Source organism: Citrobacter sp. B72 (assembly GCF_016894305.1).
GTDB lineage: Bacteria > Pseudomonadota > Gammaproteobacteria > Enterobacterales > Enterobacteriaceae > Citrobacter > Citrobacter portucalensis.
The window spans coordinates 505,771-517,645 of the sequence record NZ_CP069801.1; the positions used below are offsets into that span (position 1 = coordinate 505,771).

Below are 11,875 nucleotides of genomic sequence, written 5' to 3' on the forward strand. Positions count from 1 at the left end.
TTCAGAGTTGTTTTCTCCTGCAGTGACGTGAAGTCTTCTACCCTATCAGAGTCTGAAGTCTTCCCCAAGGTATACGCGCTTAACGTGCTCATCCTGCAGTATTTCTGTTGGCGTGCCGTGCGCGATCAGGTGTCCCTGACTTACGATATAGGCGCGCTCACACACTGCCAGCGTTTCGCGGACGTTGTGGTCGGTAATCAGCACGCCAAGGCCGCTGTCGCGAAGGTGTTCGATGATCCGTTTAATATCAATAACAGAAATCGGGTCAACACCGGCAAACGGTTCATCCAGCAGGATAAATTTCGGATTAGCGGCCAGTGCGCGAGCGATCTCCACGCGGCGTCGTTCACCACCGGAGAGCGACTGACCTAAGCTGTCGCGCAGGTGCTCGATGTGGAATTCTTCCATCAGCTCGTTGGCCCGATCTTCCCGCTGCTCGCTGGTCAGATCGTCACGAATTTGCAGTACCGCCATCAGGTTATCAAACACGCTCAGGCGACGGAAAATCGATGCTTCCTGCGGTAAGTAGCCGATGCCGCGACGCGCGCGCGCATGCAGAGGCAGCAGACTGATGTCTTCGTCATCAATGATAATGTTACCCGCATCGCGCGGGACAATGCCGACTACCATGTAAAAGGTTGTTGTCTTGCCTGCACCGTTAGGACCGAGCAGACCGACGATCTCCCCGGAGTTGACGGTCAGACTGACATCTTCAACCACACGACGGCCTTTATAGGCTTTTGCAAGGTTCTTTGCAGTTAATGTTGCCATAACGAATCAGTTACCTTTTTTCTCTGCCGGAGCCTTGTTTTTGTCCTGCAACTGCGACGGAACCAGAACGGTGGTGACGCGTTTGCCTTTATCGCTGAAGGCCTGCATTTTCTGCTCTTTTACCAGATAGGTGATCTTATCGCCTGTGATGTTGCTATCAAGCTGTTCCAGGTAAGCCTTACCGGTGAGAACGACGAAGTCTTTCGCCAGTTCATAGTGCATGTGTGAGGCGCGGCCTTTCACTGGCTTACCGTTGTCCTGCATCTGGTAAAACGTGGCCGGATCACCGTAACCATCAATCACTTCTTTACCGTCTTCACCGCCCGGGCGGGTCACAACGACTTTATCGGCGTTAATTTTGATGGTGCCCTGGGTCACAATCACGTTGCCAGTAAACGTCACCACGTTGCCCTGCATATCCAGGGACTGCTGGTCCGATTCAATGTGAATCGGCTGCTCGGTATCGCCGGTGACAGCAAATGCCGGAATGCTGGCGGCCAGAAGTGAGCTGGCAAGTACAAGATTAAGGCTGAGTTTGTTTGTTTTGGATTTCATATGAGGTTCTAACCTTTTCAATCAGCTCGGCGTTCTTGCTGCGTAAGTTGCCGCGCATCTTCAGTCCGCTGGAGTTAAATGTTGTGCCATACAACGTCACCAGATCATCGGAAGTGACGTCTTGTGTCACCAGGTTAATCTGCGCGTTATCGGTCGTAATTCTGCGTAGTTGAGAGTCAGGCACCAGGGCGTTAACCTCAACATGGCCGTACAGATACAGCATCCGATCGTTGGTCAATTTGGCTTTATCGGCCTTGATCGTCCAGGTCGGTACTTTATCCTTATCAAACGTGGTTAATACCGGTTGAGTAAACCACGAAACCGCTTGTTCCGAATAATATTCAACGTGTTGTGCGATCAAGTGATAGCTCAGCGCGCCTTCCGGACTATACACGACGGTATCAGTATGTTCGCTCTTATAGGTTGGTTCGTTGTTATTGACGACGACCTGAGCGGTGTCATCTTTGTCTGCCAGATTAATACCAATCATCACAAGGACAGCCAGCGACAGTAGAATGATAACCCAACGTCTGGTTTTGCTCATATCGATTGCCCTTTGGCCTCGTCCAGTTTGCCCTGCGCCAGGAGTAATAAATCGCAGACTTCACGCACAGCGCCACGTCCACCATCAATGCGGGTGACATAATCGGCTCGCGGGATCAGCAAAGGGTGGGCATCTGCCACCGCGACGCTCAATCCTACTTTAGCCATCACCGGCCAGTCGATCAGGTCATCGCCAACGTAGGCGACATTCTCCGGCGCGATCGACAGTTTGCTAAGGAGATCGCCAAAGGCAACCAGTTTGTCTGACTGCCCCTGATACAGGTGGGTGATCCCCAAAGTGGCACAGCGATCTTCTACAAGTTTAGCCTTTCGTCCGGTAATAATGGCAACCTCAATACCGGAAGTGAGCGCACAGCGAATTCCGTAACCATCACGGACGTTAAAAGCCTTCAGCTCTTCACCGTTGTTGCCCATATAAATCAGACCATCAGACAGTACGCCATCCACATCCAGGATCAGCAAACGGATGTTTTCTGCCCGGGTGATAACGTCTGCGCTGACGGGTCCATAACAGGTCGCAAGCGACGCACCTGCTTTACTCATTTTCGTTATCCTTGAGTTTCTTACACTACACCTGCACGCAGCAGATCATGCATATGTAACACACCGAGTAACTGGTCGCCATCAGCAACCATTACCGAGGTGATATGGCGGGACTGCATTAAGTTCAGGGCATCGACGGCAAGAATACCCGGACGCACGCGAATGCCTCCAGGGGTCATCACATCGGCAATGCCTAACTGGCGTACATCAACGCCCATATCGAAGACACGACGTAAATCGCCATCGGTGAAAATACCGTCAATCTTCATGGCATCATCGCAAATGACGGTCATGCCGAGATTTTTACGCGTGATCTCAATTAAGGCGTCACGCAGGCTGGCGTTTTTGCTCACATGCGGGATCTCGTCGCCCGTATGCATAATATCGTTAACGCGCAGTAAAAGCTTACGGCCCAGTGCGCCACCGGGATGAGACAACGCAAAATCTTCCGCGGTAAAGCCGCGCGCTTTTAATAATGCCACCGCTAGGGCATCGCCCATCACCAGTGTTGCTGTCGTACTGCTGGTCGGCGCCAGGCCTAACGGACAAGCTTCCTTGGGCACTTTAACACACAGATGCACATCTGCCGCACGCGCCATACTGCTTTCAGGACGACCGGTCATGCAGATAAGCGGTACATGAAGACGTTTTAATACCGGGATCAGCGCCGCTATCTCATTGGATTCACCGGAGTTAGAGATGGCAATGACCACATCCTGCGGCGAGACCATACCCAGATCGCCATGTGCGGCTTCGCCTGGGTGTACAAAAAATGAGGGGGTGCCGGTGCTGGCAAATGTGGCTGCCATTTTCCGCCCGATATGGCCGGATTTCCCCATTCCCATCACCACCACTTTGCCCGGGCAGCTGAATATTTTCTCGCATGCGAGGGTAAAATTTTGGTTGATGTACTGATCAAGCTCCGCCAGGCCTTCACGTTCAATTGCCAGGACTTCCTTGCCTGCTTGCTGAAAGTCAAAACCCGGTTGCAACTCTAAGTGCGACATAATGCGTTTCCAGTTATCCAACGAGAAGTGGCGATAACCAATACAGCATCGCCAGCCATATGATAAAACCGCCGGTCAGCAGCGCACCTGCGCCGCGACCAATCTGGCGCGGACGTCGCCAGCAGAGTAGTGCAAAAATCACGCTCACCAGCAGCATGACGCTATAGTCACGGGTGAAGGCCATTGGATTGACTTCACCTGGCGTAATCAACGCCGGTAGCCCGAGGACGATAACGATATTAAAAATGTTTGCGCCGATAATGTTACCGACGGCAATATCGTTTTCACCTTTACGCAGACCTGCAATCGCTGTTGCCAGCTCCGGCAGGCTGGTACCAATGGCGACCACTGTCAGCCCGATAGTAAGTTCGCTCATGGCGAAATAGTTCGCCAGCACGGTAGCGTTATCCACCACCATACGTGTTGCCATTGGCATGATAATCAGCGCAATGCCCAACCACAAAAATGCGACCGGTAATCCGCCTTCGCGCGGCAGCTCAGCTATCTGCTCACGCGTCAGGCTGTCATTGCCTTGTCGCTCGGCCAGACGGGCGATTTTAACAATGAATAGCAGCCATAGCACGGCCAGAAGCAGAAGAAAGAAACCGTCGCTGCGGCTTAACTGCCCGTCATACAGGACGGATGCAGCTAAAATACTTACCAGCAACATTAGCGGTAATTCACGACGCAGAACATCAGAATGCACGGTAAAAGGATGAATCAGCGCCGACAGGCCTAAAATAAGCAGAATGTTGGTGATGTTAGAACCTATGGCGGTCCCGACAGCCAGATCGAGTTGCCCATTCATCGATGCGGCAACGGAGACAATGATCTCGGGTAACGACGTACCCATGCTGACCACGGTCATTCCGATGATAATGGGAGGAATACCGAAATTTCGACATAAAATGGATGCGGCAAATACCAGACGGTCGGCACCGTAGACCACCAGAAGTAAACCAATTATTAACAGCGCCGTCGCTAAAAGCATCTAAAGTCCTTTCTTCAGGTATACTCGCCGGTCCACTTGAAGGATCTTCTGGAAGCCGTAACGAAGTCTTAATTTTGACTTTATGCGGCTAAAAAGTAAAACAAATGCCAGCTTTCGCTAACCAGGACAGGCAATAATCTGTAAATATGTTGAGTTCATGGCTAAATTGAGCGCCAAACTCTTCGATCAACGAGGCAATAGTAAAGGATGAATCAATGGGGCAGTCTGTGGCGAATCTAGTCGATATGCGCGATGTCAGCTTTTCCCGGGGTGACCGCTGCATCTTTGATAATATTTCCCTGACGGTACCGCGCGGTAAGGTGACGGCGATCATGGGGCCATCAGGCATCGGCAAAACGACGCTGTTGCGTCTGATTGGCGGACAGATCCCCCCGGATAAGGGCGAGATCCTGTTTGACGGTGAGAACGTCCCGGCCATGTCCCGTTCGCGTTTATTTACCGTGCGTAAGCGCATGAGTATGCTGTTTCAGTCTGGTGCGCTATTTACCGACATGAATGTGTTTGACAACGTCGCGTACCCTCTGCGCGAGCATACGACGTTGCCAGCGCCGTTGCTGAAGAGCACGGTGATGATGAAGCTCGAGGCCGTCGGCCTGCGGGGTGCGGCCAAATTAATGCCTTCTGAATTATCCGGTGGGATGGCGCGTCGCGCCGCGTTAGCACGTGCTATCGCGCTGGAGCCAGACCTCATCATGTTTGATGAGCCGTTCGTCGGCCAGGATCCCATCACCATGGGCGTTCTGGTGAAGCTGATTTCAGAACTGAACAGCGCGCTGGGCGTCACCTGTGTGGTGGTATCCCATGATGTGCCTGAGGTACTGAGTATTGCGGATTACGCCTATATAATGGCGGACAAAAAAATAGTGGCCTACGGTAGTGCTCAGGCACTACAAGAAAATGCCGATCCGCGCGTACGCCAGTTCCTTGACGGCATTGCCGATGGACCGGTTCCGTTCCGTTACCCGGCGGGCGACTACCACATCGATTTACTCAAAACAGGGAGTTAAGCCACCCATGTTGTTAAATGCGCTGGCATCACTCGGACATCGGGGAATAAAAACCCTCAGGACGTTCGGGCGAGCCGGATTAATGTTGTTCAATGCGGTTGTCGGCAAGCCGGAGTTTCGCAAACATGCGCCGCTGCTGATACGCCAGCTCTATAATGTCGGTGTCTTATCGATGCTGATCATTATTGTTTCTGGCGTGTTCATCGGTATGGTGCTGGGGTTGCAGGGATACCTGGTGCTGACCACCTACAGCGCGGAAACCAGCCTCGGTATGCTGGTGGCACTGTCATTGTTACGTGAGTTGGGACCGGTTGTTGCGGCGCTGCTGTTTGCCGGGCGGGCCGGGTCGGCCTTAACCGCAGAAATTGGCCTGATGCGGGCGACCGAACAGCTTTCCAGTCTGGAGATGATGGCCGTCGATCCACTGCGCCGGGTGATTTCCCCACGTTTTTGGGCTGGCGTCATTTCATTGCCGCTGCTGACGATTATTTTTGTCGCAGTGGGTATCTGGGGTGGTTCACTGGTTGGCGTAAGCTGGAAGGGTATTGATGCAGGCTTCTTCTGGTCGGCTATGCAAAATGCCGTCGACTGGCGTCTGGACCTGGTTAACTGTCTGATTAAGAGCGTGGTGTTCGCCATTACGGTCACCTGGATTGCATTGTTCAATGGTTATGATGCGATCCCGACCTCTGCCGGGATTAGCCGGGCAACGACACGCACCGTTGTGCACGCCTCTCTTGCCGTTCTGGGGCTGGATTTTGTGCTGACCGCACTGATGTTTGGGAATTGAGTTCATGCAAACGAAAAAAAATGAAATTTGGGTCGGGTTATTCCTGCTGGTTGCGCTGCTGGCAGCGCTGTTTGTTTGCCTGAAGGCGGCGAACGTTACCTCAATGCGTACTGAGCCGACTTACACGATTTATGCGACCTTTGATAATATCGGCGGCCTGAGAGAGCGTTCTCCGGTGCGGATTGGCGGGGTGGTAGTTGGACGCGTATCGGACATCTCGTTAGATCCGAAAACGTACCTGCCGCGCGTGACGCTGGAAATCGAATCGCGTTTTAACCATATTCCTGACACCAGTTCTCTGAGCATCCGTACTTCCGGTCTGCTGGGCGAACAGTATCTGGCATTGAACGTGGGTTTTGAAGATCCTGAGCTGGGAACGTCTATCCTCAAAGATGGCGGTACGATTCAGGACACGAAATCCGCGATGGTGCTGGAAGATATGATTGGTCAGTTCCTTTACAACAGCAACAGTAAAGGTGATGACAATAAGAATTCTGGCGATGCGCCAGCCGCAACTGACGGCAATAATGAAGCCACTACGCCTGCGGGCGCAACGAAATAATCTCAGGAGAATCGACGTATGTTTAAACGATTGATGATGGTGGCTATGCTGGTGATTGCCCCGCTTAGCGCAGCAACTGCAGCCGACCAAACGAACCCGTACAAACAGATGAATGAGGCGGCGCAGAAGACATTTGACCGTCTGAAGAATGAACAACCTAAAATCCGCGCAAACCCGGATTACCTGCGCCAGGTTGTCGATCAGGAACTGTTGCCATACGTGCAGGTTAAATATGCGGGTGCGCTGGTACTGGGTCGCTACTACAAAGATGCGACCCCTGCTCAGCGTGAAGCCTATTTTGCCGCATTTCGTGAATATCTGAAGCAGGCCTACGGCCAGGCTCTGGCGATGTACCATGGCCAGACTTATGAAATTGCACCAGAGCAACCGCTGGGTGATGCGACCATCGTGCCTATCCGCGTAACCATCATCGATCCAAACGGTCGTCCTCCGGTACGTTTGGATTTCCAGTGGCGTAAAAACTCCCAGACCGGTAACTGGCAGGCTTATGACATGATTGCTGAAGGCGTAAGTATGATCACCACCAAACAAAATGAGTGGAGCGATCTGCTGCGTACCAAAGGTATTGATGGCCTGACGGCGCAGCTGAAATCTATTGCTCAGCAGAAAATCACTCTGGAAGAGAAAAAATAATGACGCAGTCACTCACCTGGACGCGTGAAGGCGACAAGCTGGTGCTGGTGGGGGAGCTGGATCAGGACGTGTTAAACCCATTATGGGATGCGCGAATTGAGGCGATGAAAGGGGTATCCTGCATCGACCTGAACCAGGTATCCCGGGTAGATACCGGCGGTCTGGCGTTACTGTTGCATCTGATTAATCAGGGCAAGCAGCAGGGAAACAGCGTTTCACTCACTGGTGTTAACGATAAAGTGTACACGCTGGCGCAGCTTTACAATCTGCCTGACGACGTCCTTCCGCGTTAATTTTTCCAAGCCGGATAAGGTCTTGTGCCGCTATCCGGCAAAACCCCTGAGGGGGATCTGCCACTAAAGCCTTGTCTGATTTATCAGCGAGGCTTTTTGCTTATTTATGACAGCGCCACTTTGCTCTAAGATGTTGGGCTGTTTTCACTATCTGACGAATGAAGAGCCCATGGAAAATAATGAAATTCAGAGCGTGCTGATGAATGCACTCTCCCTCCAGGAAGTCCACGTTTCTGGCGACGGCAGTCACTTTCAGGTTATTGCCGTGGGTGAGATGTTTGAAGGCATGAGCCGGGTCAAGAAGCAGCAATCGGTCTATGGCCCGTTGATGGAGTACATTGCGGACAACCGCATTCATGCCGTGTCGATTAAGGCGTTTACCCCAGCGGAATGGGCGCGCGATCGCAAACTTAACGGTTTTTGAGCTACGGGTGATGTGCCGGTAGCGAAGATAAATTCTTAACAGAGAACAGAATAATGGATAAATTTCGTGTTCAGGGGCCAACTAAGCTCCAGGGCGAAGTCACAATTTCAGGCGCTAAAAACGCCGCACTGCCGATCCTGTTTGCGGCGCTGCTGGCTGAAGAACCTGTAGAGATCCAAAACGTCCCGAAACTGAAGGACGTTGACACATCAATGAAGCTGCTGAGCCAGCTGGGTGCGAAAGTTGAGCGTAATGGTTCTGTGCACATCGATGCGCGTGATGTGAACGTCTTCTGTGCGCCGTACGATCTGGTGAAAACCATGCGTGCATCCATTTGGGCGCTCGGGCCGCTGGTTGCCCGCTTTGGTCAGGGTCAGGTTTCACTGCCTGGCGGCTGCACTATCGGCGCACGTCCGGTTGACCTGCACATTACCGGCCTGGAGCAGTTAGGCGCGACTATTAAGCTGGAAGAAGGCTATGTGAAGGCGTCCGTTGATGGCCGTCTGAAAGGCGCGCATATCGTCATGGACAAAGTGAGCGTCGGCGCGACGGTCACCATCATGTGCGCAGCAACGCTTGCCGAAGGCACCACCATCATCGAAAACGCTGCGCGCGAGCCGGAGATTGTGGATACCGCGAACTTCCTGATTGCGCTGGGCGCGAAGATCACGGGTCAGGGCACCGATCGTATTACCATCGAAGGCGTTGAGCGTCTTGGCGGTGGTGTTTATCGCGTTCTGCCAGATCGTATCGAAACCGGTACCTTCCTGGTGGCGGCGGCAATTTCTCGCGGCAAAATTATCTGCCGTAATGCACAGCCGGACACGCTGGATGCCGTTCTGGCGAAGCTGCGTGATGCGGGTGCGGATATTGAAGTGGGTGATGATTGGATCAGCCTTGATATGCACGGTAAACGTCCGAAAGCGGTCAATGTGCGTACTGCACCGCATCCGGCGTTCCCTACCGACATGCAGGCCCAGTTTACATTGCTGAACCTGGTGGCAGAAGGGACCGGCTTCATCACGGAAACTGTGTTTGAGAACCGCTTTATGCACGTGCCTGAGCTGAGCCGTATGGGCGCTCACGCAGAAATCGAAAGCAATACCGTGATTTGCCACGGCGTGGAAACGCTCTCTGGCGCACAGGTTATGGCGACCGATCTGCGCGCATCTGCAAGCCTGGTGCTGGCAGGGTGTATTGCTGAAGGTACGACGGTAGTCGACCGTATTTATCACATCGATCGCGGCTATGAGCGCATCGAAGATAAACTGCGTGCGCTGGGCGCAAACATTGAGCGCGTGAAAGGCGAGTAATCGTCAACGTCTCTTGTAACCCCCAGTTCAGTTGGCCGGGGGTTACAGCTCAATGTTCATTCCGGATTCTTTTTCTCTCTGCGACTCCTCATCATCCGCGTTCTGTCGATGAACTCATGCGTTTTGGCATCGTGATAGCGTGACGGCCAAATCACCCAGGGGTCAGTTCCCAGTGCCCGGGCGATAATCAACTCACCTTTTGGCCATGGTCTCGTTAACGCATTGGCCAGCGTTGATGAACTCAATCCATTTTTACGTGATTCAGCGGCCATTGAGGTCCCTTTCTTGCGCAGTCCGGCGATGATGTCAGCCGGATGCCAGTCAATCAGCTTGCTTTCCATCAATTCATCTCTCCTTTGGTTAACGGCTTACGGTTTCACGATCGGTTGTGCCGACACTATAACGCCCGAAGAACGAATGTTCTAAAATGTTCATGTAAAGTGTGTGTATATTCAGAATATACCAAGGTTCTGCGTGATTATCTGGAAGGGAAAAATGATTACTGGAACTTATAAGAAAATCCCGTGCAGGGCACGGGATGAGGGAAGATGCTGTAGGGAATTAACGGTCGCGCTGCACGGCGATATGTGCCAGACCAATCAGCGCTTCTCTCCACGGCGTATCGGGCAGCACCTGAAGCGCAGCGATGGCTTTATCAGCCTCTTCTTCTGCCCGCTGACGGGTCCATTCCAGAGACCCACAGGCGTTCATCGCTTCCAGAACCGGCTCCAGAAGGTGACGACCATTACCTTGCTCAATGGCCTGGCGGATCATTAGCGCTTGTTCTGGGGTGCCGTGGCGCATGGCATGCAACAGTGGCAGCGTTGGTTTACCCTCGTTGAGGTCATCACCGACGTTTTTACCCAGCTGCTCGCCATCTGCGCTGTAATCCAGCAAATCGTCAATTAACTGGAAAGCGGTACCGAGATAACGGCCATAATCCTGCAACCCTTTTTCTTGTTCTTCGCTACAGCCAGCCAGAATACCTGAACATTGGGCTGCCGCTTCAAACAAACGCGCGGTCTTACTGTAGATGACGCGCATATAGTTTTCTTCGGTGATGTCCGGGTCGTTGACGTTCATCAACTGCAAGACTTCACCTTCGGCGATGACGTTGACTGCTTTCGACATGACTTCCAGCACTTTCAACGAGCCAAGGCTGGTCATCATCTGAAATGCACGGGTATAGATAAAATCGCCAACCAGCACGCTGGCCGCATTACCAAACGCCGCATTTGCCGTAGCTTTCCCACGGCGCATGTCTGACTCATCCACAACATCGTCGTGCAGCAGGGTCGCTGTGTGGATAAACTCGATGAGGGCCGCAATCGTAACGTGCGCATTTTCCTGGTAACCAACGGCCCGCGCGGCGAGGACGGCGATCATTGGGCGAATGCGTTTTCCGCCGCCGCTAACGATGTAGTACCCCAGTTGATTGATCAACTGAACGTCGGAATTGAGCTGTTCAAGGATTGTCGCATTGACCCCCGCCATATCTTGCGCGGTTAACTCATTGATTTTTTCTAAATTCATCGCAAAAGCCGGGCTTCTCGCCCCGATTACCTTACTGTGTGGGAAGGTAACGTCGGGTTTAGGGTTATAAATATATGCTGATTGTACTGAAAAAACGCCGTAGATAAACGTTACCGTACGTGTTGTGTTTTTTTTCTTCATGTATTGACGGTAGCACTTGTCAAAGGCTCGCGTTTTGCGTAATATTCGCGCCCTATTGTGAATATTTATAGCGCACTCTGAATCATCAAAAAGGTGTGCGCGGAAGCGGAGTTTTTTATGTACGCGGTTTTCCAAAGTGGTGGTAAACAACACCGAGTAAGCGAAGGTCAGACCGTTCGCCTGGAAAAGCTGGACATCGCAACTGGCGAATCTGTTGAATTCGCAGAAGTTCTGATGATCGCAAACGGTGAAGAAGTCAAAATCGGCGTTCCTTTCGTTGATGGCGGCGTTATCAAAGCTGAAGTCGTTGCTCACGGTCGTGGCGAGAAAGTTAAAATTGTTAAGTTTCGTCGTCGTAAACACTACCGTAAGCAGCAGGGCCATCGTCAGTGGTTCACTGATGTGAAAATCACTGGCATCAGCGCTTAAGTTAAGGGGAGCAGATTAAATGGCACATAAAAAGGCTGGCGGCTCGACTCGTAACGGTCGCGATTCAGAAGCTAAACGTCTGGGCGTAAAACGCTTCGGCGGTGAAACAGTTCTGGCTGGTAGCATCATCGTTCGTCAACGTGGTACTAAATTCCACGCTGGCTCCAACGTTGGTTGCGGCAAAGACCACACTCTGTTTGCTAAAGCAGACGGTAAAGTGAAATTTGAAGTGAAAGGCCCGAAAAACCGTAAATTCATCAGCATCGTTGCTGAATAA

The 11,875-nt window shown here is 52.2% G+C and carries 17 protein-coding genes; 9 read left to right on the forward strand and 8 right to left on the reverse strand.

Annotation, left to right across the window (positions count from 1 at the left end; genetic code table 11):
* Positions 1-45: 45 nt before the first annotated feature.
* Genes lptB through JQN59_RS02440 form a run of 6 tightly spaced genes read right to left on the reverse strand, consistent with a single transcriptional unit; the run spans position 46 to position 4,431 of the window.
* On the reverse strand, positions 46-771 hold the full coding sequence (gene lptB / locus JQN59_RS02415; protein WP_003828761.1) for an LPS export ABC transporter ATP-binding protein: 726 nt from the start codon (positions 769-771) through the stop codon (positions 46-48).
* Positions 772-777: 6 nt separating this feature from the next.
* Positions 778-1,326, reverse strand: coding sequence for a lipopolysaccharide ABC transporter substrate-binding protein LptA (gene lptA / locus JQN59_RS02420; protein WP_042311295.1), 549 nt, complete (start codon positions 1,324-1,326; stop codon positions 778-780).
* On the reverse strand, positions 1,295-1,870 hold the full coding sequence (lptC, locus tag JQN59_RS02425) for an LPS export ABC transporter periplasmic protein LptC (protein ID WP_003828757.1): 576 nt from the start codon (positions 1,868-1,870) through the stop codon (positions 1,295-1,297). The genes lptA and lptC overlap by 32 nt, the downstream gene beginning before the upstream one ends.
* Positions 1,867-2,433, reverse strand: a complete 567-nt coding sequence (kdsC, locus tag JQN59_RS02430) for a 3-deoxy-manno-octulosonate-8-phosphatase KdsC (protein WP_103014946.1) — start codon at positions 2,431-2,433, stop codon at positions 1,867-1,869. The genes lptC and kdsC overlap by 4 nt, the downstream gene beginning before the upstream one ends.
* A gap of 20 nt (positions 2,434-2,453) precedes the next feature.
* The gene (gene kdsD / locus JQN59_RS02435; protein WP_048215459.1) at positions 2,454-3,440 is read right to left on the reverse strand and encodes an arabinose-5-phosphate isomerase KdsD; all 987 of its coding nucleotides are present in this window, start codon (positions 3,438-3,440) and stop codon (positions 2,454-2,456) included.
* A gap of 13 nt (positions 3,441-3,453) precedes the next feature.
* Positions 3,454-4,431: a calcium/sodium antiporter gene (locus JQN59_RS02440; protein WP_003828751.1), complete on the reverse strand. Its 978-nt coding sequence runs from the start codon at positions 4,429-4,431 to the stop codon at positions 3,454-3,456.
* Between the two features lie 215 nt (positions 4,432-4,646).
* Here JQN59_RS02440 and mlaF point away from each other — a divergent pair, with 215 nt between their 5' ends.
* The 7 genes from mlaF (at position 4,647) to murA (ending at position 9,495) form a co-directional block, all read left to right on the forward strand.
* On the forward strand, positions 4,647-5,459 hold the full coding sequence (gene mlaF, locus JQN59_RS02445) for a phospholipid ABC transporter ATP-binding protein MlaF (RefSeq protein ID WP_003828749.1): 813 nt from the start codon (positions 4,647-4,649) through the stop codon (positions 5,457-5,459).
* A 7-nt stretch (positions 5,460-5,466) separates the two neighbouring features.
* Positions 5,467-6,249: a lipid asymmetry maintenance ABC transporter permease subunit MlaE gene (gene mlaE / locus JQN59_RS02450; RefSeq protein WP_003025053.1), complete on the forward strand. Its 783-nt coding sequence runs from the start codon at positions 5,467-5,469 to the stop codon at positions 6,247-6,249.
* A 4-nt stretch (positions 6,250-6,253) separates the two neighbouring features.
* Complete coding sequence (gene mlaD, locus JQN59_RS02455; RefSeq protein WP_003828747.1) at positions 6,254-6,811, forward strand: outer membrane lipid asymmetry maintenance protein MlaD; 558 nt, start codon at positions 6,254-6,256, stop codon at positions 6,809-6,811.
* An 18-nt stretch (positions 6,812-6,829) separates the two neighbouring features.
* Positions 6,830-7,465 (forward strand): phospholipid-binding protein MlaC, encoded by a 636-nt coding sequence (mlaC, locus tag JQN59_RS02460; RefSeq protein WP_008785928.1) that lies wholly within the window; start codon positions 6,830-6,832, stop codon positions 7,463-7,465.
* The gene (mlaB, locus tag JQN59_RS02465) at positions 7,465-7,758 is read left to right on the forward strand and encodes a lipid asymmetry maintenance protein MlaB (RefSeq protein ID WP_003025045.1); all 294 of its coding nucleotides are present in this window, start codon (positions 7,465-7,467) and stop codon (positions 7,756-7,758) included. The genes mlaC and mlaB overlap by 1 nt, the downstream gene beginning before the upstream one ends.
* Positions 7,759-7,927: 169 nt before the next feature.
* Positions 7,928-8,182 (forward strand): BolA family iron metabolism protein IbaG, encoded by a 255-nt coding sequence (gene ibaG, locus JQN59_RS02470; protein ID WP_003025040.1) that lies wholly within the window; start codon positions 7,928-7,930, stop codon positions 8,180-8,182.
* Positions 8,183-8,235: 53 nt separating this feature from the next.
* A complete protein-coding gene (gene murA / locus JQN59_RS02475; RefSeq protein WP_003839949.1) occupies positions 8,236-9,495 on the forward strand; it encodes a UDP-N-acetylglucosamine 1-carboxyvinyltransferase in 1,260 nt (419 codons plus the stop codon).
* A 56-nt stretch (positions 9,496-9,551) separates the two neighbouring features.
* Here murA and sfsB read toward each other — a convergent pair whose 3' ends face one another.
* Positions 9,552-9,836 carry a DNA-binding transcriptional regulator SfsB gene (gene sfsB / locus JQN59_RS02480; protein ID WP_003025035.1) on the reverse strand — a complete coding sequence of 95 codons (285 nt, stop codon included), beginning with the start codon at positions 9,834-9,836 and terminating at the stop codon, positions 9,552-9,554.
* A 220-nt stretch (positions 9,837-10,056) separates the two neighbouring features.
* Complete coding sequence (gene ispB / locus JQN59_RS02485; protein WP_003839953.1) at positions 10,057-11,028, reverse strand: octaprenyl diphosphate synthase; 972 nt, start codon at positions 11,026-11,028, stop codon at positions 10,057-10,059.
* Between the two features lie 258 nt (positions 11,029-11,286).
* Here ispB and rplU point away from each other — a divergent pair, with 258 nt between their 5' ends.
* Both rplU and rpmA read left to right on the forward strand, forming a co-directional pair.
* Entirely contained in the window at positions 11,287-11,598 is a 312-nt protein-coding gene (gene rplU / locus JQN59_RS02490) for a 50S ribosomal protein L21 (RefSeq protein ID WP_003025032.1), read from the forward strand.
* Between the two features lie 19 nt (positions 11,599-11,617).
* A complete protein-coding gene (gene rpmA, locus JQN59_RS02495) occupies positions 11,618-11,875 on the forward strand; it encodes a 50S ribosomal protein L27 (protein WP_003025030.1) in 258 nt (85 codons plus the stop codon).

Bases quoted from the DNA above. Each gene is read 5' to 3' on its own strand.
- lptB (WP_003828761.1), bottom strand. From the start codon at position 771: ATGGCAACATTAACTGCAAAGAACCTTGCAAAAGCCTATAAAGGCCGT.
- lptA (WP_042311295.1), bottom strand. From the start codon at position 1,326: ATGAAATCCAAAACAAACAAACTCAGCCTTAATCTTGTACTTGCCAGC.
- lptC (WP_003828757.1), bottom strand. From the start codon at position 1,870: ATGAGCAAAACCAGACGTTGGGTTATCATTCTACTGTCGCTGGCTGTC.
- kdsC (WP_103014946.1), bottom strand. From the start codon at position 2,433: ATGAGTAAAGCAGGTGCGTCGCTTGCGACCTGTTATGGACCCGTCAGC.
- kdsD (WP_048215459.1), bottom strand. From the start codon at position 3,440: ATGTCGCACTTAGAGTTGCAACCGGGTTTTGACTTTCAGCAAGCAGGC.
- JQN59_RS02440 (WP_003828751.1), bottom strand. From the start codon at position 4,431: ATGCTTTTAGCGACGGCGCTGTTAATAATTGGTTTACTTCTGGTGGTC.
- mlaF (WP_003828749.1), top strand. From the start codon at position 4,647: ATGGGGCAGTCTGTGGCGAATCTAGTCGATATGCGCGATGTCAGCTTT.
- mlaE (WP_003025053.1), top strand. From the start codon at position 5,467: ATGTTGTTAAATGCGCTGGCATCACTCGGACATCGGGGAATAAAAACC.
- mlaD (WP_003828747.1), top strand. From the start codon at position 6,254: ATGCAAACGAAAAAAAATGAAATTTGGGTCGGGTTATTCCTGCTGGTT.
- mlaC (WP_008785928.1), top strand. From the start codon at position 6,830: ATGTTTAAACGATTGATGATGGTGGCTATGCTGGTGATTGCCCCGCTT.
- mlaB (WP_003025045.1), top strand. From the start codon at position 7,465: ATGACGCAGTCACTCACCTGGACGCGTGAAGGCGACAAGCTGGTGCTG.
- ibaG (WP_003025040.1), top strand. From the start codon at position 7,928: ATGGAAAATAATGAAATTCAGAGCGTGCTGATGAATGCACTCTCCCTC.
- murA (WP_003839949.1), top strand. From the start codon at position 8,236: ATGGATAAATTTCGTGTTCAGGGGCCAACTAAGCTCCAGGGCGAAGTC.
- sfsB (WP_003025035.1), bottom strand. From the start codon at position 9,836: ATGGAAAGCAAGCTGATTGACTGGCATCCGGCTGACATCATCGCCGGA.
- ispB (WP_003839953.1), bottom strand. From the start codon at position 11,028: ATGAATTTAGAAAAAATCAATGAGTTAACCGCGCAAGATATGGCGGGG.
- rplU (WP_003025032.1), top strand. From the start codon at position 11,287: ATGTACGCGGTTTTCCAAAGTGGTGGTAAACAACACCGAGTAAGCGAA.
- rpmA (WP_003025030.1), top strand. From the start codon at position 11,618: ATGGCACATAAAAAGGCTGGCGGCTCGACTCGTAACGGTCGCGATTCA.